The organism is Chromobacterium alkanivorans (assembly GCF_016937655.1).
In the GTDB taxonomy this organism is placed as follows: Bacteria; Pseudomonadota; Gammaproteobacteria; order Burkholderiales; family Chromobacteriaceae; genus Chromobacterium; species Chromobacterium alkanivorans.
In genome coordinates this window covers 390,565-415,751 of the sequence record NZ_JAFHKL010000004.1, presented here as the reverse complement: position 1 = coordinate 415,751, position 25,187 = coordinate 390,565, and the positions used below count along the sequence as shown (strand labels likewise).

At 65.1% G+C, this 25,187-nt stretch carries 29 protein-coding genes, 1 other RNA gene and 1 riboswitch; of the genes, 21 read left to right on the top strand and 9 right to left on the bottom strand.

Going from position 1 to position 25,187, the window contains the following annotated elements:
* Positions 1-83: 83 nt before the first annotated feature.
* Positions 84-863, top strand: coding sequence for a YoaK family protein (locus JW897_RS10060; protein WP_205465975.1), 780 nt, complete (start codon positions 84-86; stop codon positions 861-863).
* A 149-nt stretch (positions 864-1,012) separates the two neighbouring features.
* Positions 1,013-1,978, top strand: coding sequence for an agmatinase (gene speB / locus JW897_RS10055; RefSeq protein WP_205465974.1), 966 nt, complete (start codon positions 1,013-1,015; stop codon positions 1,976-1,978).
* A 40-nt stretch (positions 1,979-2,018) separates the two neighbouring features.
* Here speB and JW897_RS10050 read toward each other — a convergent pair whose 3' ends face one another.
* The 4 genes from JW897_RS10050 to cobT all read right to left on the bottom strand — a co-directional run bounded on the left by JW897_RS10050 (position 2,019) and on the right by cobT (position 4,931).
* Positions 2,019-2,483, bottom strand: a complete 465-nt coding sequence (locus JW897_RS10050) for a GNAT family N-acetyltransferase (protein WP_205465973.1) — start codon at positions 2,481-2,483, stop codon at positions 2,019-2,021.
* An 89-nt stretch (positions 2,484-2,572) separates the two neighbouring features.
* A complete protein-coding gene (gene cobS, locus JW897_RS10045; RefSeq protein WP_205465972.1) occupies positions 2,573-3,301 on the bottom strand; it encodes an adenosylcobinamide-GDP ribazoletransferase in 729 nt (242 codons plus the stop codon).
* Positions 3,289-3,891 carry a histidine phosphatase family protein gene (locus JW897_RS10040; RefSeq protein ID WP_048413655.1) on the bottom strand — a complete coding sequence of 201 codons (603 nt, stop codon included), beginning with the start codon at positions 3,889-3,891 and terminating at the stop codon, positions 3,289-3,291. The genes cobS and JW897_RS10040 overlap by 13 nt, the downstream gene beginning before the upstream one ends.
* Positions 3,888-4,931, bottom strand: coding sequence for a nicotinate-nucleotide--dimethylbenzimidazole phosphoribosyltransferase (gene cobT / locus JW897_RS10035; protein WP_205465971.1), 1,044 nt, complete (start codon positions 4,929-4,931; stop codon positions 3,888-3,890). The genes JW897_RS10040 and cobT overlap by 4 nt, the downstream gene beginning before the upstream one ends.
* Positions 4,932-5,079: 148 nt before the next feature.
* Positions 5,080-5,326: riboswitch (cobalamin riboswitch) on the top strand.
* Between the two features lie 184 nt (positions 5,327-5,510).
* On the opposite strand from cobT, the gene JW897_RS10030 reads away from it, so the two are divergent.
* The 8 genes from JW897_RS10030 (at position 5,511) to JW897_RS09995 (ending at position 10,485) form a co-directional block, all read left to right on the top strand.
* The gene (locus JW897_RS10030; protein ID WP_205465970.1) at positions 5,511-7,358 is read left to right on the top strand and encodes a TonB-dependent receptor domain-containing protein; all 1,848 of its coding nucleotides are present in this window, start codon (positions 5,511-5,513) and stop codon (positions 7,356-7,358) included.
* A gap of 9 nt (positions 7,359-7,367) precedes the next feature.
* Entirely contained in the window at positions 7,368-7,901 is a 534-nt protein-coding gene (gene cobU, locus JW897_RS10025; protein WP_205465969.1) for a bifunctional adenosylcobinamide kinase/adenosylcobinamide-phosphate guanylyltransferase, read from the top strand.
* On the top strand, positions 7,898-8,770 hold the full coding sequence (locus tag JW897_RS10020) for a cobalamin-binding protein (protein ID WP_205465968.1): 873 nt from the start codon (positions 7,898-7,900) through the stop codon (positions 8,768-8,770). The genes cobU and JW897_RS10020 overlap by 4 nt, the downstream gene beginning before the upstream one ends.
* A gap of 21 nt (positions 8,771-8,791) precedes the next feature.
* Positions 8,792-9,001, top strand: coding sequence for a hypothetical protein (locus tag JW897_RS10015; protein WP_019101794.1), 210 nt, complete (start codon positions 8,792-8,794; stop codon positions 8,999-9,001).
* Positions 8,998-9,309, top strand: coding sequence for a cell division protein ZapA (locus tag JW897_RS10010; RefSeq protein ID WP_019101793.1), 312 nt, complete (start codon positions 8,998-9,000; stop codon positions 9,307-9,309). The genes JW897_RS10015 and JW897_RS10010 overlap by 4 nt, the downstream gene beginning before the upstream one ends.
* Before the next feature lie 32 nt (positions 9,310-9,341).
* Positions 9,342-9,525: non-coding RNA, 6S RNA (gene ssrS / locus JW897_RS10005), on the top strand.
* A gap of 61 nt (positions 9,526-9,586) precedes the next feature.
* The gene (locus tag JW897_RS10000; RefSeq protein ID WP_240352143.1) at positions 9,587-10,162 is read left to right on the top strand and encodes a 5-formyltetrahydrofolate cyclo-ligase; all 576 of its coding nucleotides are present in this window, start codon (positions 9,587-9,589) and stop codon (positions 10,160-10,162) included.
* Positions 10,153-10,485, top strand: a complete 333-nt coding sequence (locus JW897_RS09995; protein WP_205465966.1) for a DUF1294 domain-containing protein — start codon at positions 10,153-10,155, stop codon at positions 10,483-10,485. Before JW897_RS10000 ends, JW897_RS09995 begins: the two co-directional genes overlap by 10 nt.
* Before the next feature lie 99 nt (positions 10,486-10,584).
* On the opposite strand, the gene JW897_RS09990 is transcribed toward JW897_RS09995, so the two are convergent.
* Positions 10,585-10,770, bottom strand: coding sequence for a hypothetical protein (locus tag JW897_RS09990; RefSeq protein ID WP_205465965.1), 186 nt, complete (start codon positions 10,768-10,770; stop codon positions 10,585-10,587).
* 126 nt (positions 10,771-10,896) lie between these two features.
* Between JW897_RS09990 and JW897_RS09985 the strand changes: the two genes are divergently transcribed.
* The 8 genes from JW897_RS09985 (at position 10,897) to JW897_RS09950 (ending at position 18,489) form a co-directional block, all read left to right on the top strand.
* Positions 10,897-11,361, top strand: coding sequence for an EVE domain-containing protein (locus JW897_RS09985; RefSeq protein WP_205465964.1), 465 nt, complete (start codon positions 10,897-10,899; stop codon positions 11,359-11,361).
* Entirely contained in the window at positions 11,355-12,164 is an 810-nt protein-coding gene (locus JW897_RS09980) for a sulfite exporter TauE/SafE family protein (RefSeq protein WP_205465963.1), read from the top strand. The genes JW897_RS09985 and JW897_RS09980 overlap by 7 nt, the downstream gene beginning before the upstream one ends.
* 38 nt (positions 12,165-12,202) lie before the next feature.
* Positions 12,203-13,156: a prolyl aminopeptidase gene (gene pip, locus JW897_RS09975; RefSeq protein WP_205465962.1), complete on the top strand. Its 954-nt coding sequence runs from the start codon at positions 12,203-12,205 to the stop codon at positions 13,154-13,156.
* A gap of 71 nt (positions 13,157-13,227) precedes the next feature.
* Positions 13,228-13,617: a hypothetical protein gene (locus JW897_RS09970; protein WP_205465961.1), complete on the top strand. Its 390-nt coding sequence runs from the start codon at positions 13,228-13,230 to the stop codon at positions 13,615-13,617.
* A 192-nt stretch (positions 13,618-13,809) separates the two neighbouring features.
* Positions 13,810-16,428 (top strand): leucine--tRNA ligase, encoded by a 2,619-nt coding sequence (gene leuS / locus JW897_RS09965; RefSeq protein WP_205465960.1) that lies wholly within the window; start codon positions 13,810-13,812, stop codon positions 16,426-16,428.
* A gap of 69 nt (positions 16,429-16,497) precedes the next feature.
* Positions 16,498-17,058, top strand: a complete 561-nt coding sequence (locus JW897_RS09960; RefSeq protein ID WP_205465959.1) for an LPS-assembly lipoprotein LptE — start codon at positions 16,498-16,500, stop codon at positions 17,056-17,058.
* The gene (holA, locus tag JW897_RS09955) at positions 17,039-18,043 is read left to right on the top strand and encodes a DNA polymerase III subunit delta (RefSeq protein WP_205465958.1); all 1,005 of its coding nucleotides are present in this window, start codon (positions 17,039-17,041) and stop codon (positions 18,041-18,043) included. Before JW897_RS09960 ends, holA begins: the two co-directional genes overlap by 20 nt.
* Positions 18,044-18,099: 56 nt before the next feature.
* The gene (locus JW897_RS09950; RefSeq protein ID WP_205465957.1) at positions 18,100-18,489 is read left to right on the top strand and encodes a YidB family protein; all 390 of its coding nucleotides are present in this window, start codon (positions 18,100-18,102) and stop codon (positions 18,487-18,489) included.
* A 254-nt stretch (positions 18,490-18,743) separates the two neighbouring features.
* On the opposite strand, the gene JW897_RS09945 is transcribed toward JW897_RS09950, so the two are convergent.
* The gene (locus JW897_RS09945) at positions 18,744-19,259 is read right to left on the bottom strand and encodes a YcnI family copper-binding membrane protein (RefSeq protein WP_205465956.1); all 516 of its coding nucleotides are present in this window, start codon (positions 19,257-19,259) and stop codon (positions 18,744-18,746) included.
* A gap of 237 nt (positions 19,260-19,496) precedes the next feature.
* On the opposite strand from JW897_RS09945, the gene JW897_RS09940 reads away from it, so the two are divergent.
* The 3 genes from JW897_RS09940 to JW897_RS09930 all read left to right on the top strand — a co-directional run bounded on the left by JW897_RS09940 (position 19,497) and on the right by JW897_RS09930 (position 22,724).
* Positions 19,497-21,470, top strand: a complete 1,974-nt coding sequence (locus JW897_RS09940) for a S9 family peptidase (protein WP_205465955.1) — start codon at positions 19,497-19,499, stop codon at positions 21,468-21,470.
* A complete protein-coding gene (locus JW897_RS09935; RefSeq protein WP_205465954.1) occupies positions 21,451-21,912 on the top strand; it encodes a YiiD C-terminal domain-containing protein in 462 nt (153 codons plus the stop codon). The genes JW897_RS09940 and JW897_RS09935 overlap by 20 nt, the downstream gene beginning before the upstream one ends.
* Positions 21,913-22,097: 185 nt before the next feature.
* Entirely contained in the window at positions 22,098-22,724 is a 627-nt protein-coding gene (locus JW897_RS09930; protein ID WP_205465953.1) for a hypothetical protein, read from the top strand.
* Between the two features lie 328 nt (positions 22,725-23,052).
* On the opposite strand, the gene JW897_RS09925 is transcribed toward JW897_RS09930, so the two are convergent.
* The 3 genes from JW897_RS09925 to JW897_RS09915 all read right to left on the bottom strand — a co-directional run bounded on the left by JW897_RS09925 (position 23,053) and on the right by JW897_RS09915 (position 25,184).
* Complete coding sequence (locus tag JW897_RS09925) at positions 23,053-23,211, bottom strand: hypothetical protein (RefSeq protein WP_205465952.1); 159 nt, start codon at positions 23,209-23,211, stop codon at positions 23,053-23,055.
* On the bottom strand, positions 23,212-23,502 hold the full coding sequence (locus JW897_RS09920) for a hypothetical protein (protein WP_205465951.1): 291 nt from the start codon (positions 23,500-23,502) through the stop codon (positions 23,212-23,214).
* A gap of 401 nt (positions 23,503-23,903) precedes the next feature.
* Entirely contained in the window at positions 23,904-25,184 is a 1,281-nt protein-coding gene (locus JW897_RS09915; RefSeq protein ID WP_205465950.1) for a urate hydroxylase PuuD, read from the bottom strand.
* Positions 25,185-25,187: the final 3 nt, after the last annotated feature.

The window sequence follows — 25,187 nt, the reverse complement described above, 5'->3', positions numbered from 1 at the left end:
AGCCCCTCCGGGCGCAGGCGCAGGTCTTCATTTCTCCGATGACGGCGGCCTTTGGCCGCCGTTGTTCATTCTGTCAGCAGGCTATGTCCAGACGAACCAATATCACCCGGCTGTTGGACCGGGGCCGCTTCAATGACCGCACCTTGCGGCATCTGGGGTGGTCCATGGCTTTCATCGCCGGCGCGCTCAACGCCGGCGGCTTTCTCGCCGTGCACCGCTACACCTCGCATATGTCCGGCATCGTGTCCGGCATGGCCGACGAGTTCGCGCTGGGCGAGGTGACCTTGGGCCTGTCCCTGCTGGTGATGTTGTTGTGCTTCATCGCCGGCGCCATGCACAGCTCCTGGCTGATCCTGTGGGCGCGCCGGCAACGGCTGCGCGGCGGCTACGGCGTGTCCATGATGGAGGAGGCCGGCTTGCTGCTGCTGTTCGGACTGCTGGGAGCCGCGCTGTCCTTGCACAAGGGCTTTTTCACCCCGCTGACGGTGATGCTGCTCTGCTTCATCATGGGGATGCACAACACCATCGTCACCAAGCTGTCCGGCGGCTTGTTGCGCAGCACCCACATGACCGGCATCGCCACCGACATCGGCATCGAACTGGCCAAGCTCAGCTACTACGGCCGCGAAAGCATGCCCAAGGTCAAGGACGTGCGCGCCAACCGCGTCAAACTGCGCACCTATCTGCTGATCCTGCTGTCGTTTTTCGGCGGCGGCGTGGTGGGCGCGCTGGGTTTCAAGCATATGGGATACAGCTTCACCCTGCCGCTGGCGCTGCTCTTGTTCTTGCTGGGCCTGCGTCCGGTCTGGTACGACGTGCGGCTGCGTTTTCGCTTGTGGCGCATTCAGCTGGAAAGCCATTGATTTGATTGGACCTTGTGCGTCCGCGCGCATCGCGGCACACTTCGGGCTTGCGCCCCAAGGGGGGCGGCAGCCTTAAGCCGTCGGCTGTGCAAGATGGACGGTAATCGCCGGGATATCCTGGCCCGGCGTACTCTCTCGCGGAGAGTATTATGAGCGAAGCCATTTTCGGCGACGGCGCGATCCGCCGTCAGGGCCTGTACGGCTCTTCCATTGAAAACACCTATGCCGGCGTATTGTCCTTCATGCGCCGCAACTACAGCCGCGACCTGACCGGCGCCGACGTAGTGGTGTCCGGCATTCCGTTGGACCTGTCCACCACCTTCCGTTCCGGCGCGCGCTTGGGTCCGCAGGCGATTCGCGCCGCCAGCGTGCAGCTGGCCGAACTGAGCCCCTTCCCCTGGGGCTTCAACCCCTTCGACGAGTTGGCGGTGGTCGACTACGGCGATTGCTGGTTCGACGCGCACAACCCGTTGACCATCAAGCGGTCCATCATCGAACACGCGCGCACCATCCTGGCCTCCGGCGCCAAGATGCTGACCTTTGGCGGCGACCATTTCATCACCTACCCGCTGTTGATCGCGCACGCAGAGAAATACGGCAAGCCGCTGGCGCTGCTGCACTTCGACGCCCACTGCGACACCTGGCCGGACGAGGAGCCGGACAGCCTGAACCACGGCACCATGTTCTACAAGGCGGTGAAAGAGGGCTTGGTCGATCCGCGGAAATCGGTGCAAGTGGGCATCCGCACCTGGAACGACGACTTCATGGGCATGAACGTGCTGGACGCGCCCTGGGTGCACGACAACGGCGTGGACGTCGCCATCGCGCGCATCAAGGAGGTCATCGGCGACAGCCCGGTCTACCTGACCTTCGACATCGACTGTCTGGACCCGGCCTTCGCGCCGGGCACCGGCACCCCGGTTCCAGGCGGCCTCAGCAGCGCCCAGGCCTTGAAGATCGTCCGCAACCTGGGCGATCTGAACATCGTCGGCATGGACGTGGTGGAAGTCGCGCCCGCTTATGACAACAGCGAATTGACCGCCATCGCCGCCGCGCATCTGGCCTGCGACATGCTGTGCCTGATGCGCAACAAGAAGCTGGACGGCACGCTGTAACAGGTCCAGCTTGTTTGGATTTGCAGGAACGCCGCTTTCATCAAGCGGCGTTTTTATTTGCGCGGAACCAGGACCAGGCGCGAGCCGGCACGGCCGCCGGCTCGCGGCGCAGCTCCATATAGCGTTCGCCGTCGCGCAGCTCGGCGAAACCCAGCCGGCGATAGAAGGGGCGCGCGTCGCGCGACACCAGCAGGAAGCGCCGCAGCTGCTGCAGTTCGGGATGGGCCAGCGCCGCTTCCATCAGCGCTTGGCCGACGCCGAGGCGACGGGCCTCGGCCAGCACGAACACATCGGACAGATAGGCGAAGCTGACGTAGTCGGTGACGATGCGGGCAAAGCCCAGTTGCCGCTGCCCGCGGTAAGCGCCGAAGACCAGCGAGTGCTCGATGGCCTTGTCCAGCTGCGCCGGCGTCAAGCCTTGCGCCCAGTGGGTTTGGGCCAGGAAGCGCTGAATCATGTCGCGGTCCAGCCGGCCGCGTTCGCAGCTGATCTCCAGATGGGCCATGGCGGCTCCAGGCGATGACGACGCCGCCAGTATCCGCGCGCGGCATCTCCGCCGGATGACGAAGACATGGCGGAATCTTTACAGCGTCGCTAGAGCGCGGGCCAGCGGACCGCCAGCAGCAGCAAGAGACCGATTTCGCACAACTCTATGCCCGCGCCCAGGCAATCGCCGGTCATGCCGCCCAGCTTGCGCAGCAGGAAGCGCCGCCAGGCCAGCGCCGCCAGCGGCGCCAGCAACAAGGGCGGGGCTAGCCAGGCGGACAGCGCCGCCAGCAGCGCCGCGTTGACGGCCAGGCTGGGCCAGTGGCGTTTCCAGGCGAAGCGCTCGCCGCTGCCGGGCGCGATCGCCGGAAGGCTGGCCGACCAGTACACCGCGAAACAGCGGCACCAGGCGGGAATCAGCAGCAGGCCCCAAGCCGGCGCCGGCTGCTTGGCCAGCAGCATCAGCAAGACCAGCTTGGCGACGACGGCCAGGATCAGCGCCAGCGCGCCGAAGCTGCCGACATGGGGATCTTTCAGCACCTCGAAGAAACGTTCGCGCGAGCGGTGCGCCGCGCCCAGCGCGTCGGCGAGATCGCCCAGGCCGTCCAGATGCAGGCCGCCGGTGACCCAGGTCCACGTCAATAGCGCCAGCAGCGCCGCCAGCCAGGGATCGCTGAGGCGGCCCAGGGTCAGCGCCGCCAGCAACAGCGCGCCGACGATCAGACCCACCGCGCCGAACCAGCGCGCGCTGTCGGCCAGCCATTCGGGCTTGAATTCGCGCAACTGCGGCGTAGGCAGGCGGGTCAGGAACTGCAGCGCCAGAATCAGTCCGCGCACGGGGCTTCCAGCCGCATCAGATAGGCCGGATGCCCGTCCAGGATGGACAACTGGGCAAAGCCGCCGCGCTGCACCGTCATCAGCTTGGCCACCGAGAAATCCGCGCCCAGCAGCTCCGCCAGCAAAGTGGTGATGACGCCGCCGTGGGTGACCAGCACGCGGTGGCTGCCGTTGGCCGTGGTCATCCATTCGGACAGGCCGGCCAGCACCCGGGTGCGGAACGCCTCGTAGGGCTCGCCGCCGGGCGGCGTCAGTTCGCCGGCGGCCAGCTTGGCGCGCCAGTCCGGATAGCGCTGCGCCAGCACCTGCACGTCCATGCCGTCCCAGTCGCCAAAGTCCATTTCCGCGAAACGCGGGTCCACTTTCAGCGTCAGCGAACCGTGCAAGGCGTGCTGGACCGCGAACTCGCGGCAGCGTTGCAAGGGCGAGCTGGCCATCGCCGTCACCGGCGCCAGCGCGCAAATGCGTTGCCAGCTTTGCGCCATCTGAATGTGTCCCAGAGCGTTCAGCGGCAAATCGCAACTGCCGATCAAACGACCGTCATGGTCGATCTCGCCGTGGCGCAGCAGGGTCAGGGTATAGGGGTTCATTCCGCTTTTCCGGTGATGCCCGCCTCGGCGAAGGTGGCCATCTCGTTGTGCAGGCGGATGGCCATTTGCAGCAAGGGCACGCACAGCGCGGCGCCGGAGCCTTCGCCTAAATGCATGCCCAGGTCCAGCACCGGCTCCAGCTTCAGCGCGTGCAGCGCCAGCAGGTGGCCGGTTTCCTCGGAGCGGTGGCTGGCCAGCAGCCAATCCCCCGCGCGCGGCTCCAGCGCCAGCGCGCATAGCGCGGCGGCGCTGGAAATGAAGCCGTCCACCAGCGCCGGCGCGCCCTGGGCGGCGCTTTCCAGATAGAAGCCGGCCATGGCGGCGATTTCCAGGCCGCCCAGCTCGGCCAGGGTTTCCAGCGCTGACAATTCGCGGCCGGCGACGCGGGCCAGCGCGGCGCGAACCACTTGGCGCTTGATCTCCAGGCCGGCCTCGTCCAGGCCGGTGCCGCGGCCGACGATGCGCTCCGGCGGCAAGCCCGCCAGCCGGCAGATCAGCGCGGCGGACGCGGTGGTGTTGCCTATGCCCATGTCGCCGGCGATCAGCAGGTTGGCGCCGCCGGCCAAGGCTCGGCGCGCGGCCTGGCGGCCCACCTCCAGCGCGGCTTCCGCCTGCGCCGGCGTCATTGCGGCCTCCCTGGCCAGATTGCCGGTGCCGGCCCGCACTTTGGCGTGGACGATGGGCAGCGCGGAAACGTCGCTGAGCACGCCGGCGTCCACCACCTCCAGTCTGGCGTCCAGGCTTTGCGCCAGCACGCAGATGGCCGCGCCGCCATTGGCGAAATTGCGCACCATCTCGCCGGTCACCACCGACGGATAGGCGGACACGCCTTCCGCCGTCACGCCGTGATCGCCGGCGAACACCGTGATGGCCGGCCGCAGCGCGTCCGGGCAGGTCTTGCCCTGCCAGGCGGCGAAGCGGCAGGCCAGCTCTTCCAGCCTGCCCAGGCTGCCCGCCGGCTTGGTCAATGTGGCCTGACGGGCGCGGGCGGCCTGGTAGGCGGCGAAATCGGGTGAGCGAAAGGTGTCGGTGAATGTCATGGGATGGCCAGCTCCAGCCTGGATGAGAGAGTGATTCAGCGGCGACTTTAAGCGATAGCCCGGCGCGGGGGCAACCCACAGCCGATGGACGATTTGATCCTAACTAAACATATTTCTTTTGGCACCATCCCGTCGGGATGCTCTCCGGTATAATCCGGAACCTGCAGGTGTCCGCGGCTTGAGCGCCGCGGATGAAACGGGAAGCCGGTGCAAAACCGGCGCTGCCCCCGCAACGGTAAGGCCTGGCGTGCAGGAAACGGTGCAAGCGAGTCGCGATTGACTGGCGAGCCCTTGAACCTGAACGCCCAGGCGATGCAACGGCCACTGTCCATCGGATGGGAAGGCGCATCGCCGCAAGGCCCAGCCCGGAGACCGGCCTGCTGGCATGCGCGATCATGGAGACAACGCTCGCGCCCGCCGAATGGCCGCCCGGAAGGCGCGCCACGCTGGAGTATCGCGGGGAGGCGATCCGACAGACGGCCCGGCGTCTTGCCGCGGCGTCCCCCTTTTCATGCCTTCTTCGCACTCTTCCTAACAATGCCGCCGCGGCGGCCAGATCATAAAAGTGGAGTGTGTTTCATGTTCAAGCCTCAACAATGCGCGTTGCTGGTCTCGCTGGCCTGCGCCGGCCAGGCCTATGCCGCCAATGTGCCCGAGTTCGCCGGCGATCCGGTGATTGTGACGGCGACGCGCCAGCCGCAGTCTATAGCGAAAACCCTATCTGATGTCAGTGTAATTACACGTCAGGAAATCGAGGAGTCAGGCGTTCGTGATCTGGTGCAGTTGCTTGCGCGACAGCCTGGCATTGAGAGTGCGAGCAATGGCGGAGCGGGTACAAACGCAAGTCTGTTTTTAAGAGGTGCTAACCCGAAGCATACGTTGGTCTTGATTGATGGCATGCGTATTGTTTCCGCTTCTAGTGGCGCATCAGCCCTTGAGCATATTCCATTGGCCCAAATCGATCGCATCGAAATTGTGAGAGGGCCTGCCTCTAGCTTGTATGGGGCCGACGCAATTGGTGGTGTGATACAGATTTTTACTCGGCAGGGCGAGGGGGCTCCGGTATGGAGCCTGAACTTTGGTGGTGGAGATCGGGGGACTTTCCGTTCGGATGCTTCTTTTACGGGTAAGACCGGTGGGACTGCTTATAGCTTTGCAGTGAGCCGTGAGCAGACAAGAGGCTTCTCTGCTACCAATCCTAAGGCTGGTTATTACTCCTATAATCCGGATCGCGATGGGTATGAGAATACTGCTTACAATGCCAGAGTGACGCAAACCTTATCGCCTGGGCATGATCTAAGTTTGCAGTTGTTTCAAACTTTTTCGGAAACAGATTACGACGAAACCAGAGATGCGCGCGACATGTTGCGGGCACGGCAAACCGGAGCCAGTATCGAAACGCGTAATCAGTTGAGCAGCAACTGGAAAAGTTCTTTGCGCTTTACTCGGACAGAAGACAAGCAGGAAAATTTCACTGCAGGAAATATGGATACTCGTTCTAGTCTGTATGCGACAGAGCAGAACGAATGGCAGTGGCAAAATACGATTGACACAGCATTGGGTGGCTTTGTGGCTGGGGTGGTGTACACCGATCAGCATGTCAATGGAAATGCTTACTACTTCCCCCAAGGATATTCTGTGACTTCCCGAGACAATAAGGCGGGATTCTTGAGCTATCAAGGCGAGTTCGGAAAACATCTGTTGCAAGCCAGCGCTCGTAGGGATGTGAACTCTCAGTTTGGTGGAAAAAATACGGGGTCCATCGGTTATGGTTTCCGTTTGAGTGAAGAGTGGCTGGTTCGGGTGGGCTATGCGACGGCTTTCAAAGCTCCGACCTTTGATGATTTGTATGGGTCTTACAAGCCTAATCCGCTATTGAAGCCAGAGGTGTCTCAGAACGTTGAAGCTGCAATCAAGTGGCGTCAAGGTAGTAGCCATGCGGAATTAACTTGGTATCGCAATCAAATAGATAGTTTGATCGTGTATCAAAATAATCTGACTGGGGCTCAGAATAAAGATGCGCGTATTAATGGTGTGACTCTATCTGGTGGTCGTTCTATCAATTCGTGGGATATTTCCGGATCGGCAACGTATCAGGATCCGAAGGACAAGCAGCTTGATACTCAACTGATACGACGCGCGCGCGCGTTTGCTCAATTGAATGCTTCGTATGATTGGGGGCGCGCCTTGACTGGCGTGGAGTGGAAGGTTAGTGGTCGCAGGCCGGATACTGATTTTAATACTGGAAAATCAATCTGGCTATCGGGTTACTCTGTGACCAATCTGTTTGCCGACTACCGGGTCAATAAAAATTGGACGGCTGTTGCGCGACTGGATAACGTTTTTGATAAAGAATATGAAACAGCATTTGGCTATAACACCGGTGGTTTGGGGTGGTATCTTGGCGTGCGTTACGTTTCCAAATAAGAAGGAATCATGCCCCACCTGATCACCGGCGGCGCGCGCAGCGGCAAGAGCCGCTACGCCGAAGCCCTGGCTCTGGCCCATCCGGGCCCGGTCTGCTATCTGGCGACGGCGGAGCTGCGCGGCGACGACGCCGAGTTCGCCGCCCGCGTCGAGCATCATCGCCGGCGGCGTCCGGCGCAGTGGTCGCAGGCGGAAGGCGGCCGCGGGCTGGCCGCCGAACTGCGCCGCCGCGACGCGGCGGGCGGGCTGTTGCTGATCGATTGCCTGGGCATGTGGCTGATGCGCTTTTTCGACGAGGACGGCGGTTTCGACACCGCCGGTTTCGAACAAGAGCGCGCCGAGCTGCTGACGGCGCTGGAACAGGCTCGGGGCGAGGTGCTGCTGGTCAGCAATGAAATCGGCTGGGGCGTGGTGTCGGCCAGCGCCCAGACCCGTTGCTTCGTCGACGAGCTGGGACGCTTGAACCAACAGGTGGCGGCGGTCTGCCGGCGGGTGACGCTGGTGGCCTGCGGCTTGCCGCTGGTTTTGAAAGGCGGGGAATGAAACGCTTGCTGGGTTTGACGCTGCTGCTGAGCGCGCTGCCGGCGCCGGCCGCGGTCAGCGTCCAGGACGGCAGCGGCCGGACCATCACGCTGGCGCAGCCGGCGCAAAGGATTTTGACCCTGGTGCCGCACGCCACGGAAATGCTGTACGCGATAGGCGCCGGCGACAAGCTGGTGGCCACGGTGGAGCATAGCGACCACCCGGACGCGGCCAAGCGCCTGCCGCGAGTGGGCAGCTTCACCGGTTTCAGCCTGGAGGAAGTGATGCGCCAGCGGCCGGACCTGGTGGTGGCCTGGCGCGACGGGGGCGCGCCGCGCGAACTGGAGCGCCTGCGCGGCCTGGGCATCCCCGTCTATCTGAGCCACCCTTTGCAGCCGGACGACGTGGCCAAGGAAATGCTGGCGCTGGGGCGCTTGACCGGCGCGGACGCGGGCGCCGGCAAGGCTGCCGCCAGCTACCGCCAGCGGCTGGCGGATCTGCGCCGGCGCTACGGAGCGCGCGCGCCGGTGCGGGTGTTCTACCAGGTCAGCCAGACGCCCATCTTCACCATCAGCGATCAAAGCTTCATGGGGCCGCTGATTCGCCTGTGCGGCGGCGTCAATGTGTTCGGCGAGCTTAAGCAGCCGGCGGCGCAAGTGTCCGCCGCCACCGTGGTGACCGCGCGTCCGCAGGCGATTCTGGCCGGAGACGAGGCCAGCCTGCGGATGTGGCGTCGCTGGCAAGCGCTGCCGGCGGTGGCCAAAGACGCGCTGTTCGCCTTGCCGGGCGACGCCATGGTGGTGCCCGGCCCGCGGCTGGCGGACGGCGCGGCGGCCCTGTGTCTCGCGCTGGACACAGCGCGGCAGCGGCTGGGTTTGACGGCCAAGTGAGCGCCGGCTATCCTCGCCGCCATGGACAAGGAACTGGAATATCTCGAGTCGCGGGTGACGGCGTTGGTGGCCCGCATTCGCGAGCTTGAAACACAAAACGGCCGTTTTGCCGAAGCGCTGTCCGAGGCGCTGCGCGACAATGCGGAGCTGAACTTCAAAGTCAACGAAACCCGCGCGCGGGTGGCGGCTCTGGTCGAGCGCCTGCCCAAGGCGTCGGAGGATGCGGAATGAGCGACGTGGCTCAGGTTGAAATCGAACTGCTGGGACGTTCCTTCACCATCGGCACCCCGGCGGAAGAGAAGGAAACGCTGCAAGAGGCGGTGCGCCTGCTGGCCGGCAAGATCGAAATGATCCAGCAACACGGCAAGGTGATGGACGCCGACAAGATCGCCATCATGGCGGCCCTGAACATCGCTCACGATTTGTTGAAGACAAAAGTGGGAGAGGGCTTGGAGATGGCGGCGTTTCAGCGTAAAATACGCAGTATGAGCGAAGCCGCCGACCAGGCGCTCCGCGAAAGCCAGCAAGCGCTGTTTTAAATCAGCCGCCTGTTGGCGAACACCAAGGTCAGTACCCCCTGCGGTGTTTGTGAAGGCACACAATTCCTTTGTACCAATGCGTTCGCTTCAGGCTGCCAGCGTGAGTCATGGGCGTGCCGCGTCCTCTTGAGGATGCGCCCGAAATGACTGGCAGGTGGCCCTCCCTGGAAACAGGGTACAAGCGAATTTTGCCCGAACGACACTCGCGGGGGCTCCCCCCTCTGCCATGACCGCACCTTTCCTTGCTTCCGATCCGAATGCCCTCGACAAGCCCGCATTGCGCAGGCGAATTCGCCGCGCGCGCCAGGCGCTGAGCCCTCGTTATCGCTTGCAGGCGATGCAGGCGATCGCCCGTCACGCCTCGCGGCTGCTCAAGCGCGGCAAGCGCGTCGGCGCCTATCTGGCCGCCGGCTCTGAGCTGGATCTGGAAATTCTGATGAGCGCCGCGCTGTGGCGCGGCGCGGAAGTCTATCTGCCGCAGATTCCGCGGCGCGGCCGCCGGCTGTGGTTCAGCCGGCTGGGCGCGGCGGACCGCTGGTATCTGCACCCGCGTTACCGAATCGCCGAATACGACGGCCCGGCGCTGCGCGCCGAACGGCTGGACGTACTGTTCGTGCCGCTGCTGGCCATCGACGCCGACGGCTACCGCATGGGCCAGGGCGGCGGCTTCTACGACACCACGCTGGCTTTCCGCCAGCGCGCGCGCCAGTTCGGCAAGCCCCTGCTGGTGGGCGTGGCCTACGACTGCCAGCGCGTCGAGCGGGTGCCGCGCGAACCGTGGGACGTCCGGCTCGATTACCTGCTGACCGAATCCGGCCTGCGCAGGCTGCCTTTGGGGCCGCAATGCCGATAGCTGTCGTCTTCCTGGCCGTTTTGCCGGTGTTGGCCCTGCTGGGGCGCTTGGAGTGGGCGGCGGTATGGCTGTATGCGGGCCTGAGTCTGCTGTGCTTCGTCCTGTACTGGCGCGACAAGCGGGCGGCGGAGCGCGGCGGGCCGCGCACGCCGGAAGCCAGCCTGTTGTGGCTGGGCGTCTTGTGCGGCTGGCCCGGCGGGCTGATGGCGCGTCGGCTGTTCCGCCACAAGACCGTCAAGCAACCGTTCCGGCTGCTGTTCTGGTGCGGCGCGACCTTGAACCTGGCCTTGCTGGGCGGCTGGCTGTATCTGCGCGCGGCTTAGAACTCGTTTGCGCTCCGCTGCGCGCGGTGAGGCGGGTACGGACCGCCGGCGTTGAAAGCCCCGCCATCTGCCGCCGCGCGGCGGACTTTGAACAGGCGCTCAGCGCCAGGGGCGGCGGCCGTAGTCGCCGTAATAGCCATAGGCCGGCGTCACCACGACGGGCGCCGGGCGCACCACCATCGGCGCGGGCCTGACCACCACCGCGCGGGGCGGGGCCACCACGCAGGCGCTCAAGGCGCCGCTCAGCAACAGGCCCATCATCAGCTGTTTTTCACGCGTTTTCATGATCTTTCCTTTCGATCCTGGTTTTGAACGCCCTTGCGGGTCAGTGAAGACAGCCTAAGCCGCAATCTTTCCAGTAAGATTGAGCAAGCGTTAACCCTTTCCCTGACTGATTAACAGACATTGCCCATGCGATACTGGCTGATGAAGTCCGAACCGGACGATACCTCGATCGACGATCTCGCCGCCGAGCCCGAACGCTTGTTCGAGTGGACCGGCGTGCGCAATTACCAGGCGCGCAACTTCATGCGCGACGGCATGCAAACCGGCGACCGGCTGCTGTTCTGGCACTCGTCCTGCCCGGAGCCCGGGGTGGCCGGCCTGGCGGAAATCGCCGCCGCCGCTCATCCGGATTCCAGTCAGTTCGATCCGGAAAGCCCTTACTACGACCCCAAATCCTCTCCCGACGCGCCGCGCTGGCTGGCGGTGGACGTGCGTTTCCTGCGCAAGACCCGGCTGCTGTCCCCGACCGAGCTGCGCCAGCACCCGCCGCTGGCGGAAATGACGGTGCTCAAGCGCGGCAACCGGCTGTCCATCACGCCCTTGAGCGAGGACGAATGGCGCTACATCACTGAACAACTGCTGGCATGCTGAGCGTTCCGCTGGTTCTGGCGCTGCTGGCCTGCGGCGCGGTGGCCGGCTTCCTGGCCGGCCTGCTCGGCGTCGGCGGCGGCCTGGTCATCGTGCCGGTGGTGTTGGGCGTCTTGTCCGCCGCGCAGCTGGGCGGCGACCACGCCCAGCATCTGGCGGTGGGCACTTCGCTGGCGGTGATGATGTTCACCAGCCTGTCCAGCGTGCGCGCCCACCATAAGAGGGGAGCGGTGGACTGGCGCATCGTGCGGGCGATGGCGCCGGCGATGGTGGTCGGCACCTTGCTGGGCAGCCTGGTGGCCGGCGCGATCTCCGGGCTGGCGCTGAAATGGTTCTTCGTCGGCTACGCCTATCTGGTCGCCGTGCAGATGTTCTTCAACCTCAAGCCGCAGGCCAGCCGAGGCATGCCGGGCCAGGCCGGGCAATGGGGCGCCGGCGGGCTGATCGGCATGGTCTCCAGCTGGGTGGGCATAGGCGGCGGCTCGATGAGCGTGCCCTTCATGAGCTGGTGCAATGTGCCGGTGCACACCGCCATCGCCACCAGCGCGGCGCTGGGCTGGCCCATCGCCGTATCCGGCGCCGTCGGCTACCTCTACAGCGGCTGGGGCGCGGCCGGCTTGCCGGACGGCGCTCTGGGCTTCGTCTATCTGCCGGCGACGCTGGCGCTGATGTTGATGACGGTACTGATGGCCCCGCTGGGCGCGCGCGCCGCGCACAAGCTGCCGGTGGCGCGCTTGAAGCAGGTGTTCGCCGCCTTGATGGCGGTGATGGCCAGCGAAATGCTGTTCAATCTGCTGCGCGGTTGAGCGCGGCGCGTTTTCCCTTGTTCCCCGATGGAGAGGCCATGTTGTATCCGCCGATAGCGCCGTTCGCCAGCAGCATGTTGCAGCTGGACGGCATGCATGCGATGTATTGGGAGCAGTGCGGCTCGCCACAGGGCTATCCGGCGCTCTACCTGCATGGCGGGCCGGGCGACGGCTGCGTGCCGGCCTGCCGCCAGCTGTTCGACCCCGGCTTTTACCGCGCGGTGTTGTTCGATCAGCGCGGCAGCGGCCGCTCGACGCCGCGCGGCGAGCTGCGCGACAACAGCACCGCCCATCTGGTGGCGGACATCGAACGGCTGCGCGAGCACTTGGGCATAGAGCGCTGGCTGGTGTTCGGCGGCTCCTGGGGCAGCACGCTGGCGCTGGCTTACGCTCAGGCGCATCCGGAACGGGTCAGCGGCCTGATTCTGCGCGGCATCTTCCTGGGCGAGCGCCGCGAGATCGACTGGTTTCTGCACGGCATGGGCCAGTTCTTTCCCGAGGAGTGGCAACGTTTCGTCGCGCCGATCCCGGAAGCCGAGCGCGGCGACTTGTTGGCCGCTTACTACCGGCGCCTGACCGATCCCGACCCGGCTGTGCATCTGCCGGCCTGTCGCGCCTGGTGCCGTTACGAGGGCGCTTGCGTCGCGCTGCGGCCCAACGCCGACGCCGCCGAGCGCGCCGGCAGCGAATACGTGGCCTTGTCGCTGGCGCGGCTGGAGGCGCATTACTTCGTCAACCGCGTGTTTCTGCCGGAAGGAGCGCTGCTGGACGGGCTGGCGCGCATCCGCCATATCCCCGCCGCCATCGTGCAAGGCCGTTACGACGTGGTCTGCCCGCCGGCCACCGCGCTACGGCTGGCCCAGGCCTGGCCGCAAGCCCACTACGAACTGGTGGAGGCCGCCGGCCATTCGCTGTGGGAGCCGGACATCCTGGACGCGCTGCTTCGGCAGCTGGAGCGCTTTCGCGACGCCCATCTGGCCGGCCGGGTTTGAATCGGCGCAACTAATTAGCCGCAGCGGGGGTCGAACCCAGCTTTCCACTCCAACCGGATGCAAGGATGGACATGAAAGCGATGATGCTCTGCGCCGCGGCCGCCTTGGCCGCGATTCCCGCCGCCGCCTCCGCCTACAGCGACGAAGCGCGGCTGCCGTTCGCCGGCCAGCCGGGCGAACTGCCGCTTGAGGTCGTGCTGCGTTTCGCCAAGAACCGGCTGGGCGAAGACGGCCAGTTCGAATACCGCAGCCTGAAAGTGATACAGATCAGCTCGCCGGAAGCCTTCGACAAAGCCAGCATCGCCTTGCTGCGCGAAGGCCTGATGGACGACAGCGTCAAGGGCACGCGCCAGCGTTTCCAGCTCAGCCGCGAAGACAATGTATGGACCCTGCGCGCGGTGAAGGAAGACTTCTCCTGCTGGCGCGGCCGCAAAGGCTGGGGCGTCAAGCCCTGCCCGTGACGACGACAGGCTGAGACGCCGGCCAAGCATTTGTTTTTTTGGGGTCTTATCGCGGGAGCGAAGACGCCGTTATAATGGGGGCAACCTTTTTGCGGACGGGCTATCCGGAGCGCTGCTTATCACTGGCGCCTTCGGGCAGCCCGCCTTTTGTATTTCCGCCTTTTGAATTTCAGAGTCCAGACAAAGATCGCCATGCAAGAACAATACAGCCCGCGCGCGGTGGAAGCCGCCGCCCAGCAGAAATGGCAGAAGACTGCCGCCTTCAAAGCCGTGGAAGACGCGTCGCGTCCCAAGTACTACGCGCTGTCGATGTTCCCGTATCCGTCCGGCAAGCTGCACATGGGCCATGTGCGCAACTACACCATCACCGACGTGCTGGCCCGCTTCAAGCGCCTGCAAGGCTTCAACGTGCTGCAGCCGATGGGCTGGGACGCCTTCGGCCTGCCGGCCGAAAACGCCGCGATGAAAAACGGCGGCGCGCCGGCGGCCTGGACCTACGCCAACATCGAGTACATGAAGCAGCAGCTGGACAGCCTGGGCTTTGCCCTGGACTGGGAGCGCGAGCTGGCCACCTGCAAGCCGGACTACTACCGCTGGGAGCAGTGGCTGTTCACCCGCCTGTTTGAAAAAGGCGTGATCTACAAGAAAAACGGCGTGGTCAACTGGGACCCGGTGGATCAGACCGTGCTGGCCAACGAACAAGTGGTGGACGGCCGCGGCTGGCGCTCCGGCGCGCTGGTGGAAAAGCGCGAAATCCCGATGTACTACTTCCGCATCACCGACTACGCTGAGCAGCTGCTGGCGGACCTGGACAAGCTGGACGGCTGGCCGGAGCAGGTCAAGACCATGCAGCGCAACTGGATAGGCAAGAGCTTCGGCTCCGACGTGGCCTTCGCCTACGACGAAGCCAGCATCGGCCACGCCGGCCAGCTCAAGGTCTACACCACCCGTCCGGACACCCTGATGGGCGCCACCTATGTGGCGGTGGCCGCCGAACATCCGCTGGCCACCCAGGCCGCGGCCGGCAAGCCGGAGCTGCAAGCCTTCATCGCCGAATGCAAGGCCGGCTCCGTGGCCGAGGCCGACGTGGCCAAGATGGAAAAGAAGGGCATGGACACCGGCCTGTTCGTCGTTCACCCGCTGACCGGCGCCAAGCTGCCGGTATGGGTGGCCAACTACGTGCTGTGGGGCTACGGCGAAGGCGCGGTGATGGCGGTGCCGGCGCATGACGAGCGCGACTTCGAGTTCGCCAACAAATACAGCCTGCCGATCCAGCAGGTCTACGCGCCGGCCAGCGGCGACGACAACTTCGACGCCGCCGCCTGGCAGGACTGGTACGCCGCCAAGGACGACAGCATCCGCACCGTGGGCAGCGGCAAATACGACGGCCTGAACTTCGCCGCCGCCTTCGACGCCATTGTCGGCGATCTGGAAGCCAAGGCCGCCGGCCAGAAGAAAACCCAGTACCGCCTGCGCGACTGGGGCATCTCCCGCCAGCGTTACTGGGGTTGCCCCATCCCCATCATCCACTGCCAGAGCTGCGGCGATGTGCCGGTACCGGAAAAAGACCTGCCGGTGACGCTGCCGGAAAACGTGATTCCGGACGGCGCCGGTTCCCCGCTGGCCAAGATGCCGGAATTCTACGAAACCAGCTGCCCGAAATGCGGCGGCGCGGCCAAGCGCGAAACCGACACCATGGACACCTTCGTCGAGTCCAGCTGGTACTACGCGCGTTACGCCTCGCCCAAGTGCGACACCGCGATGGTGGACAAGAAGGCGGCCGACTACTGGCTGCAAGTGGACCAGTACGTGGGCGGCATCGAACACGCCATCCTGCACCTGCTGTACGCGCGCTTCTTCCACAAGCTGATGCGCGACGAAGGCCTAGTGTCCAGCGACGAGCCGTTCAAGAGCCTGCTGACCCAGGGCATGGTGGTGTGCGAAACCTTCTACCGCGAACTGCCCAACGGCGCCACCGACTGGATCGCGCCGCAGGACGTGGTGCTGGAGCGCGACGCCAAGGGCAAGATCGTCGCCGCCAAGCACCGCGTCGACGGCCAGCCGGTGGTGGTGGGCGGCATCGAGAAAATGTCCAAGTCCAAGAACAACGGCGTGGACCCGCAGGAATTCATTGAAAACTACGGCGCGGACACCGCCCGTCTGTTCATGATGTTCGCCGCGCCGCCGGAGCAGAGCCTGGAGTGGTCCGACGCCGGCGTGGAAGGCGCGTTCCGCTTCCTCAAGCGCTTGTGGAAAGCGGCGAACGAGCATGTCGCCGCCGGCCTGGCGCCGGCCTACAGCGGCGGCGAACTGTCCGCCGGCCTGAAAGACCTGCGCTTCAAGCTGCACGCCACCATCCAGAAAGTGGCCGACGACTACGGCCGCCGCCAGCAATTCAACACCGCCATCGCCGCGGTGATGGAACTGCTGAATACCTACGATAAAACCGACACCTCCGGCGACGCCGGCCGCGCGGTGGCGCAGGAAACGCTGGAGGCCGTGGCGCTGTTGCTGTCCCCCATCGTGCCGCATATCTGCGACGCGCTGTGGAACGCGCTGCGTCCGGGCAGCGAACTGCTGCAACAAGCCTGGCCGAAAGTGGACGAGAGCGCGCTGATCAAGAGCGAGATCGAACTGATGGTGCAGGTGGGCGGCAAGCTGCGCGGCAGCGTCACCGTGGCCGCGGACGCGGCCAAGGACGCGATCGAAGCCGCGGCGCTGGCGCACGAAAACGTGCAGAAGTTCATGGAAGGCAAGCCGGCCAAGAAAATCATCGTGGTGCCGGGCCGCCTGGTCAACATCGTGGTGTAAACCGGCGTGGCCCGGTCCAGCGCGCTGGACCGGGTCAGGCAAGCATAGTTTCCCGATAAGGAATCGCGAATGAGACTTTCCCTGCAATGGTTGTGGCTGGCGCTGCTGGCCGTCACGCTGAGCGCCTGCGGCTTCCACCTGCGCGGCCTGGGCGGCCCGATGAAGCCGCTGCCGTTCGCCTCGCTGTATTTCGACGGCGGCGGCACCGCCGTGACCGGCGACGTGCGCACCGTGCTGGCGCGCGACCCGCGTCTGCAACTGCTGGACAATCCCAAGCAGGCCGAGGCGGTGGTGACCATCCTCAGCGAAAACCAGGCCAAGGACATCCTGACCCTGAACGTGGGCGGCAAGATCAACGAGTACCAGCTGACCTACACCGCCGTGGTGCGCACCGTGCTGTTCGGCGTGCCGGTGGAGCCGGACATGAATGTGGTGGTGCGCCGCAGCATGAACTACTCGGACAGCGCCATTCTCGGCAAGGAACAGGAAGAGGCGCTGATCTGGGCCGACGCCCGTCGCGACGCGGCAGAGCAGATCGTCCGTCGTCTGGCCTACCTGAAAAAGCCGGCCGCCGCGCCGCTGACCGGCCCGCAAAGCCTGAAGCCCGCCGATGCCCAGCCTAAGCCCTGACGCGCTGATCGCGGCGCTGGGCAAAGGCCTGGCGCCGTTGTACCTGATCCACGGCGAGGAAGCGCTGCTGGCGCTGGAAGCCGCCGACGCGCTGCGCCAGGCGGCGCGCGAGCAAGGCTATCAGGAGCGCGAAGTGCTGACGGTGGAGGCGGGGTTCGACTGGTCGCAGCTGCGCGACGCGATGAGCAGCGTCTCGCTGTTCGCCGAGCGCAAGCTGCTGGAAATCCGCATCCCCAACGGCAAGCCCGGCACCGAAGGCGCCGAGGCGCTGCAACAGCTGGCGGCCCAGCCGCCGCAGGACACGGTGACCCTGATCACCCTGCCCAAGCTGGAGCGCGCGCAGCAGCAGTCCAAGTGGTTCCAGGCGCTGGAAAAGCTGGCGGTGACGGCGGAGGCCCGATTGGTGAGCCGCGCCGAACTGCCCAGCTGGATCACGCGCCGGCTCAAGGCTCAGGGTCAGGTGCTGGGCGGCGAGGCGCTGGCGTTTTTTGTTGATCGCGTCGAAGGCAATCTGCTGGCTGCGCGCCAGGAAGTGGACAAGCTGGCCTTGTTGTACCCGGCCGGCGAACTGACGCTGGAGCAACTGCGCGCCGCGGTAGCCAATGTGGCCCGCTTCGACGTGTTCCACCTGTCCGAATCCTGGCTGGCCGGCGACGTGCCGCGAGTGCTGCGCATGCTGGACGGCCTGATGGCCGAAGGCGAAGCGCCGGTGCTGGTGTTGTGGTCGCTGACCGAAGACGTGCGCATGTTGCTGCGTCTGCGCCAGGGCCTGAAGGATGGGCGCAACGCGCGCGACATGTCGCGCGAACTGCGTTTGTGGGGCGACAAGCAACGTCTGGCCGAGCCGGCCTTGCGTCGCATCGGCCCGCGCAAGCTGATGACCGCGCTGGAGGAATGCGCGCGCATAGACCGTCAGATCAAGGGCGTGGAAACCGGCGACCCCTGGCAGACCATGCGCGGGCTGGCGGGCCTGCTGGCCGCTTGAGCCGGCGGGCAACTTACCGAGATTCGCGCCCCGTGCGCGGCAAACAGGAGAGCACCATGGCTTTATTCGATTCCTTGAGCGGTTTGCTGTCCGGCGGCGCGGAAGGCGGCGCCGGCGGAGCCTTGCAGGCCTTGCTGCAACAGCAGGGCGGCTTGTCCGGCCTGCTGGAGCAATTCCAGCAAGGCGGGCTGGGCGAGCTGGTGTCGTCCTGGGTGGGCCAGGGCGGCAATCTGCTGGTGTCCGCCGAGCAGATCCAGCAAGTGTTGGGCTCGGAGCAGTTGTCCGGCCTGGCCGAGAAGTTCGGGCTGGAACAGGGCCAGCTGTCGCAGCTGGTGGCCGAGCATCTGCCCGGCCTGGTGGACAAGCTGACCCCCAACGGCCAACTGCCGCAAGGTGATGATCTGCTGTTCCAGGGAGCGGATCTACTCAAGGGTTTGTTCCGCTGATCCCACCCATCCATGCAATAACGCCGGCCGCGAGAGACTCGCCGCCGGCGTTTTTCATGCCTTTGGCCGGCCCGCTTGCAAGCGGGATCAGGTCGGCCAAGGAATCCGTTCTGAGAACGTGTTTACGATCTCGCGAGCTAAGGCGAGACAAGGCGAAAACCGCTGAGAAAGCGGAATGTACATAAGGTACATGAGCATTTCGAAGGGGTTTTCAACGCCGTATCGCCGACGCGCAGCAGGTCGTAAACAGGTTCTTAATGATGATGGCCGGCCGCGCCTGCCGCCGTCACCGTCAACTCCGCCGCCGGGCTCTTCAGCTCATGCGCGTCCTGGCCGGCGGCCGGAATCTCCGCCCAGTTGGTCTCGCCCTGCTCGCATTGCTGCTTTACCTTGAAGAACAGCTTGCCCGGCTGGGCGGCGATCTTGGCCTGGAACACGAATTCATCGTAGAAATTGGACGGCAGCTTGCCGCCCTTCCAGGTGATGCCGCTCACATCCTCGCTGACCTTGCGGCCGTAATTGTCGAAAGGCTTGACCGCGCTCTTGACCACTTCCACTTCCCAGCCGGCTTTCGGCATCGGCTGCGCCAGGCGCACGCCTTCCGGCAGCTCTACGCTGACGGCGGTGGTGGGGCTGCCGTTGCAGCCGTGGCCGATTTTCAGCACGCCCTTGTAATAGCTGCCGCTGGCGACGGTGGGCGTTTCCAGGGTGACGTGGGCGAAGGCAGAACCGGAAGCGGCCAGCAAGGCCAGCAGGGCGAGTTTTTTCATGGAAGCTCTTTGCGGATCAAGGTTAGCGCCGTTGCCGGCCAGGGGCGGCAAATGCGAATGAGGATTGACCGCATCAGTTTAGCGCCTGCTCATTCCTTTCGCATGCGACAAAGTGTCGCATAGTTCGTATGAGAATAATGCATTTGTAACGTCATTGTCATGGCCGCTATACTGGTCCGCCCACCCAATGGTTCAGGAGCAGTCATGATGGTTCGTGCTTTATCCGCGGCAACGCTAATGATGCTTTCCACTCATGGCTGGTCCGCAGGCGGCTACAGCGGTCTTGGCGCCGCCAGCGTCAGCGCCGAAGACGTGGCGCGCTACCGCGCCGCGCCGCTGCCGGCGGAACTGAGCCGCAAAGTGCAGAATATGCTGGACCTGCGCGCGCCCGGCGCCGGCGTGCTGGCCCCGGACGGCAAGGCCTTGTACTTCAGCTGGCGCGTCACCGGCGTGCCGCAGGTATGGAAGCTGGACGGCCCGCAGCGCTTCCCGGTGCAGCTGACCGGCGGAGAGGACGCCACCCTGATTCAGGAGGTCAGCCCGGACGGGCGCTGGCTGGTGCTCAGCCGCGACCGCAAGGGGGAGGAAAACCCCGGCCTCTATCTGCAAGCCGCCAACGGCGGCGCGCTGCGCGAAGTGCAGCACAAGGCCGGCGTGCAGACCCAGTTCCAGTTCCTCAGCAAGGACGGCCAATGGCTGTACTACCGCAGCAACGACGAGCGGGCCGACAGCTACACCCTGTACCGCTACCGGCTGGCCGACGGCCGCCGCGAGCGCCTGTTCGGCGAGCGCGGCGCCTGGAGCATCGCCGGCCACCGCGACGATGGCCGCTTGCTGCTGCAAAAGACGCTGAGCAACGCCAGCGCCGAATTCTATCTGTGGACGCCGTACGGCAAGCCCGTGCAGCCGCTGCTGGGTCAGGGCGAAACCACCGACTACCGGATGGATTTTGGCCTGCGCGACGGCGAATACCTGGTGAGCACCAATAAGTTCGGCGAATACCACCGTCTCTATCTATGGCGCGCCGGCGCGTTCCAGCCGCTGACGCCGGAGACGCGCGGCGACGTCCAGAACCTGGACATCGACCGCGAGCAGGGCCGCGTCTACTACACGCTGAGCCAGGGCGGCTACGGCAAGGCGCTGGCGCTGGACGGCCGCCGCGCTTACCGCGCGCTGAAGTTGCCGGCCTTCCCCGGCGCGGCCCAGGTCAATGTGGTTAACCTCAGCCGCGACGGCCGCTACGTCAATTTCAGCGTGGAAACCGACACCGCGCCGGCCAGCAGCCATGTCTGGGACAGCAAGAGCGGCAAGCTCAGCCAATGGCTGCTGCCGTCCGCGCCGGAGCTGGACACCCGCGGCTTCGCCAAGGCCAGCCTGGAAAGTTATCCGGCGCGCGACGGCACGCCGATTCCAATGTTTGTGCGCCGGCCGGCCCGCTGCGCGGCCACGCCCTGCCCGGTGGTGGTCAACTTCCACGGCGGCCCGGAAGGGCAGAGCCGCGCCGGCTTCTCGCCGCAGGCGCAGCTGTTCGTCGACGCCGGCTTCATCTATGTGCAGCCCAATGTGCGCGGCTCCATCGGCTACGGCAAAACCTGGCTGGACAGCGACAACGGCCCGCGCCGGCTGCAAGTGCTGTCCGATATCGAAGACGCCGCGCTTTACATCCGCAGCCAGTGGGGCGCGGCCGGCGCGGCGCCCAAGATCGGCGTGATGGGCGGCAGCTACGGCGGCTACTCCACGCTGGCGGCGATGACCATCTTCGCCGGCGCCTACGACGCCGGCGTGTCCAATGTCGGCATCGCCAACCTGGTCAGCTTCCTGCAAAACACCGCGTCTTACCGCCGCGCGCTGCGCGCCGCCGAATACGGCGACCTGGAACGCGACAGCGCCGCGCTGGAGCAATTGTCCCCCATCAACTATATCGACAAGCTGCGCGACCCGCTGCTGATCATCCAGGGCGTCAGCGACCCGCGGGTGCCGGTGGGCGAGGCGCTGCAAATGTATCGCGCCATGGCCGGCAAGGGCGTGGACGGCGGCCTGATCCTGTTCCCGGACGAAGGCCACGGCGCGGCCAAGCGCGAAAACCAGGTGCTGCAACTGGGCCACAGCCTGTGGTTTTTCCAGCGTCACCTGTTGGGGCAGAATGGAGGCGGCGCCGCCAAAGCCGGCCGCGCCGAACCGGGAGAAAAACATGAGTCCACAGGCGCTTGAAGACTACCTCCACCAACACATCCCGCTGTCCGCCGCGATGGCGGTCGGCGTGGTCGAGGCCAGCGGCGATAGCGTGATCCTGCGCGCGCCGCTGGCGCCCAATATCAACCACCGCGCCACCGTGTTTGGCGGCAGCGCCTCGGCGGTGGCCATCCTCGCCGCCTGGTGTCTGGTGTTCATGCGCTTGCGCGAACGCGGCTTGCCGGGCCGCGTTATCATCCACGGCAACAGCATGCGTTACGACAAACCCATCGCCGCCGGCTTCCTGGCTCGAGCCGCCGCGCCGGAGCCCGCCGCCTGGGACAAGCTGGAGCGCGCCTTGCGGCGCGGCCGCATGGGGCGGCTGCGGCTGGCGGTGGCGCTGGAATGCGACGGCGAAGCGGTGGGCGGCCTGGACGGCGAGTTCGTGGTGCTGCCCGGCGAAGGGGATTCCCAAGACTGAAACGCGCCCCGCGGTGGCGCGGCATCGCTTATCAAACTTTAAATCCAATCTGAATAGCTTATTTTTTGTGCTAAAAAGAAATATCTTGTGCCGGGTTGGGTTGAGCGATAGCCAAAATAACCGCGTCTCGGCGTTCCGGCCGCAACCGCGCCGCAACGCCGGCAGGCGTGCGCTGGGGGAGGCCGATGGCGTTAAAAGCGCAGAAGGAGCTGGAACTGGTGCTGCGTCTATTGCAGCGCAAGGGTTTGCACGCCGTGGACCGACAGTCCTGGCCGCCGCCGCTGCCGGATGTCGGCGCCACCCTCAGCGACGGCCGGCGAATCGCTTTTGAAGTGACGGAAGTGCATGCGGACGAACATCTTTTTGGCGGCGGCAAAGGCTGTCTGCGCGCGCGCGAGGTGCGCCAGGCGCTGCAGGGCGAGGATGTGGACATCAGCGTGCCCAACGCGCCGATCGCCGCGATCAAATACCGGATTCAGGCCAAATGCGTGAAGCGCTACGCGGCCAAGCCCGGTTATGAATTGAGCCTGCTGCTGGCGGCCAATATTCCACAGTTCGGCGGCGTGGCCGCCACCACCCTGTTTCCCGCCTTCATCCAGGAAGCGGCGCTGACCGCCGCCACTCACGATTTGCTGGAATCGTCGGCCTTCGAGCGCGTTTACCTGCATCTGATCCAGCCCGGCGTCTTGTACGAATGGAGCAAGCAGGAGGCCTGGGTGGAAATGGCGAAGACAACAGAGGAGGCGGCTCGCCCGCCTTTCTGGGCGGAGCCGCTGCTCGGCGGCGTCTGTTGGCAGGGTAGCGCGTCCTGAAAGACAGGACGCGCGTTTGCATTCCAGTCCTTTCCGCGCTGCTCCGTTTCACAAAATTTCCCGCCCCGACGCGAATGGAAGCGTATTGGGCGTGATCCTTAGGGTTTTGATGGCGGGGATTGGTGGGTATCGCCTATGGCTCCACCCACCCTACCAATCCGCCTCACGTAGGATGGGGGAGCGCAGCGATACCCACGCGGAAACGCGATGGGACCGATGCTTGGATCTTGGCGGCGGGGTTTGGTGGGTATCGCCTACGGCTCCACCCACCCTACCAATCCGCCTCACGTAGGGTGGGTGGAGCGCAGCGATACCCACCGCAAGACGCTTAGCGGTTTCGCAGGCGGATGCGGCGGAAGCGCGCTTCTAGGTTAAACCGCTGTCCCAGCGCCAGGTAGATCTGGTGTTGGCTATCGACATGGCGATAGACCCGGACCCGGTCGGCACCCAGCAGCATGATGATTTCCAAATAGTTGAAGAAACCCATTCACTGGCCGCGTCCGTCGCGGTCGTCAAAGTCGATGTCGCGCGCTACACGGCTGAGCAGGCCTTTGCCGACGTATTCGCGGTTGTCCTTCAGCCATTGCAGCAGGTGAGCCGCGCATTCGCGGCCATAAGCGGCATCGGCGGGAGCATCCTTGCTGGGCATGGGCATTTGCCAGTAATGCGCATAGGTACGGCCGGGGCAGAAGCGAACAAAGGGAAGCAAGGCTTCCTGCTGCTCCAGCGAGTGCAGTTTGTAGCGGCGGCGACGGGGAAAGTTTTGAGGATGTTGCATGGTGTTTCTCCTGCTGTGACACAAGATAAACCACCTGCCGGGGAAGACTGAGGTGAGGCAGGCGCGTGAGCGGATTGGCGTACCGGGCTAGCATTAAACCGGCGAGTGCATGGCACCCTCCTCCCACACGCCTGCCGAATGGCGCGGCCATGGCAAAGCAGCCCACGCAGCATGCTGCGTAGGCCCAGGGTTAATGCTAGCGACGGGACGCCAATCCCGTGTGCCGCTTGTTTTGGCGGCAACCTGGGGATTGTTGCCGAGGGGGCCGGCGGGGTCAAGGTGAGGTGGCTTCTTCTTGGCTTGTTTGAGATATCCACAAGATGGGGCGGTATGGGGAAGTTATCCCCAGCCGCCCCATGTGACTGAACCATTCTTTATTTTTAAAACCTGCCGGCGTTGCGCTAGCGGCTGGACGTCGGCCCCCATTTCGCCAGAATCTCGCGCTCCTCCTGGGTCATCTGGGTCAAATTGGCCAGCGGCATGTATTTGGACGCCACCGCCTGCTTGATTCTGAGAGCGTTGCTGACGATTTCCTGCGCATCGTCGAACTTCAAGCCGGCCGGCGGCGCCACAAAACCGGCCTGGCTGGGCGTGGCGGAGTGGCAGGACAGACAGCGGTTCTGGATGATGGCGTGAATCTGGCGCAGGCGGGCGTCGGCCGCCGTTTCCGTCGCCGCCGGCAGCGGGGAGCTTGCCGCGGCCTTGGTGGGAGCCGGCGTCGCGGCTTGCGGGGCGGCGGGCGCGCTGCCGGGCAGGGGCGGCGCGGCCAACAATGCCACGCCGACCAGCAACAGGCCGCCCAGCGCCGGCAGCAGCGGCCGCTTGCGGCCGGAGTGGCGCAGCACGAAGTATTGACGGATCAGCGCGCCGGACAGGATGAACAGCACCATGATCAGCCAGGCGTGGGGGTTGCCGTAGGTGAAGGAGTAATGGTTGCTGATCATCAGGAACACCGCCGGCAGCGTGAAATAGGTGTTGTGCACCGAGCGCTGCTTGCCGCGCAGGCCGTCCAGCGGATTGGGTTTTTCGCCGGCCCGGATGGCGCGTACCATGCGGCGCTGGCCGGGGATGATCCAGAACAGGACATTGGCCGACATGCAGGTGGCCATCACCGCGCCGGTGATCAGGAAGGCGGCGCGGCCCTGGAAGATCTGGCTGCTGGCGTAGGCTACCAGCGTCATCAGCAGCGCCACCGCCAGGCTGAGCGGGCCGTCGCGGTTCATGTTCGGGCTGATGCGGCGGCAGAGCTGGTCGTAAGCCAGCCAGCCGCCCAGCAGGAAGCCGGTGGCGATCAGCGCGGCCTGGCCGCCGGACAAGGCCGCCGCCCAGGCCCAGGGGCTGGCCGGGTTGACCAGGTAGAAGGAGGCGTTGAACAGGTAGAGCAGGGAGAACAGGCCGAAGCCGGACAGCCAGGTGGCGTAGGATTTCCAGAACGACCAGTGCAGCTTGTCGTCCAGCGGGAACGGCGGTTGGCCCAGGTATTTCTGGTTGTGGTAGAAGCCGCCGCCGTGTACGGCGAACATCTCGCCGTGCAGGCCGCGCCGGGCATCGGCGGCGGAGGGCGGGGACAGGCTGTTGTCCAGCATGACGAAGTAAATCGATTCGCCTATCCAGGCGATGGCGGCGATCACGTGCAACCAGCGCAGCAGCAGGTTGCCCAGCTCCAGCAGGTAGTTTTCCATGGC

Bases quoted from the DNA above. Each gene is read 5' to 3' on its own strand.
- JW897_RS10060 (WP_205465975.1), top strand. From the start codon at position 84: ATGTCCAGACGAACCAATATCACCCGGCTGTTGGACCGGGGCCGCTTC.
- speB (WP_205465974.1), top strand. From the start codon at position 1,013: ATGAGCGAAGCCATTTTCGGCGACGGCGCGATCCGCCGTCAGGGCCTG.
- JW897_RS10050 (WP_205465973.1), bottom strand. From the start codon at position 2,483: ATGGCCCATCTGGAGATCAGCTGCGAACGCGGCCGGCTGGACCGCGAC.
- JW897_RS10040 (WP_048413655.1), bottom strand. From the start codon at position 3,891: ATGAACCCCTATACCCTGACCCTGCTGCGCCACGGCGAGATCGACCAT.
- cobT (WP_205465971.1), bottom strand. From the start codon at position 4,931: ATGACATTCACCGACACCTTTCGCTCACCCGATTTCGCCGCCTACCAG.
- JW897_RS10030 (WP_205465970.1), top strand. From the start codon at position 5,511: ATGTTCAAGCCTCAACAATGCGCGTTGCTGGTCTCGCTGGCCTGCGCC.
- cobU (WP_205465969.1), top strand. From the start codon at position 7,368: ATGCCCCACCTGATCACCGGCGGCGCGCGCAGCGGCAAGAGCCGCTAC.
- JW897_RS10020 (WP_205465968.1), top strand. From the start codon at position 7,898: ATGAAACGCTTGCTGGGTTTGACGCTGCTGCTGAGCGCGCTGCCGGCG.
- JW897_RS10015 (WP_019101794.1), top strand. From the start codon at position 8,792: ATGGACAAGGAACTGGAATATCTCGAGTCGCGGGTGACGGCGTTGGTG.
- JW897_RS10010 (WP_019101793.1), top strand. From the start codon at position 8,998: ATGAGCGACGTGGCTCAGGTTGAAATCGAACTGCTGGGACGTTCCTTC.
- JW897_RS09995 (WP_205465966.1), top strand. From the start codon at position 10,153: ATGCCGATAGCTGTCGTCTTCCTGGCCGTTTTGCCGGTGTTGGCCCTG.
- JW897_RS09990 (WP_205465965.1), bottom strand. From the start codon at position 10,770: ATGAAAACGCGTGAAAAACAGCTGATGATGGGCCTGTTGCTGAGCGGC.
- JW897_RS09985 (WP_205465964.1), top strand. From the start codon at position 10,897: ATGCGATACTGGCTGATGAAGTCCGAACCGGACGATACCTCGATCGAC.
- JW897_RS09980 (WP_205465963.1), top strand. From the start codon at position 11,355: ATGCTGAGCGTTCCGCTGGTTCTGGCGCTGCTGGCCTGCGGCGCGGTG.
- pip (WP_205465962.1), top strand. From the start codon at position 12,203: ATGTTGTATCCGCCGATAGCGCCGTTCGCCAGCAGCATGTTGCAGCTG.
- JW897_RS09970 (WP_205465961.1), top strand. From the start codon at position 13,228: ATGAAAGCGATGATGCTCTGCGCCGCGGCCGCCTTGGCCGCGATTCCC.
- leuS (WP_205465960.1), top strand. From the start codon at position 13,810: ATGCAAGAACAATACAGCCCGCGCGCGGTGGAAGCCGCCGCCCAGCAG.
- JW897_RS09960 (WP_205465959.1), top strand. From the start codon at position 16,498: ATGAGACTTTCCCTGCAATGGTTGTGGCTGGCGCTGCTGGCCGTCACG.
- holA (WP_205465958.1), top strand. From the start codon at position 17,039: ATGCCCAGCCTAAGCCCTGACGCGCTGATCGCGGCGCTGGGCAAAGGC.
- JW897_RS09950 (WP_205465957.1), top strand. From the start codon at position 18,100: ATGGCTTTATTCGATTCCTTGAGCGGTTTGCTGTCCGGCGGCGCGGAA.
- JW897_RS09945 (WP_205465956.1), bottom strand. From the start codon at position 19,259: ATGAAAAAACTCGCCCTGCTGGCCTTGCTGGCCGCTTCCGGTTCTGCC.
- JW897_RS09940 (WP_205465955.1), top strand. From the start codon at position 19,497: ATGATGCTTTCCACTCATGGCTGGTCCGCAGGCGGCTACAGCGGTCTT.
- JW897_RS09935 (WP_205465954.1), top strand. From the start codon at position 21,451: ATGAGTCCACAGGCGCTTGAAGACTACCTCCACCAACACATCCCGCTG.
- JW897_RS09930 (WP_205465953.1), top strand. From the start codon at position 22,098: ATGGCGTTAAAAGCGCAGAAGGAGCTGGAACTGGTGCTGCGTCTATTG.
- JW897_RS09925 (WP_205465952.1), bottom strand. From the start codon at position 23,211: ATGGGTTTCTTCAACTATTTGGAAATCATCATGCTGCTGGGTGCCGAC.
- JW897_RS09920 (WP_205465951.1), bottom strand. From the start codon at position 23,502: ATGCAACATCCTCAAAACTTTCCCCGTCGCCGCCGCTACAAACTGCAC.
- JW897_RS09915 (WP_205465950.1), bottom strand. From the start codon at position 25,184: ATGGAAAACTACCTGCTGGAGCTGGGCAACCTGCTGCTGCGCTGGTTG.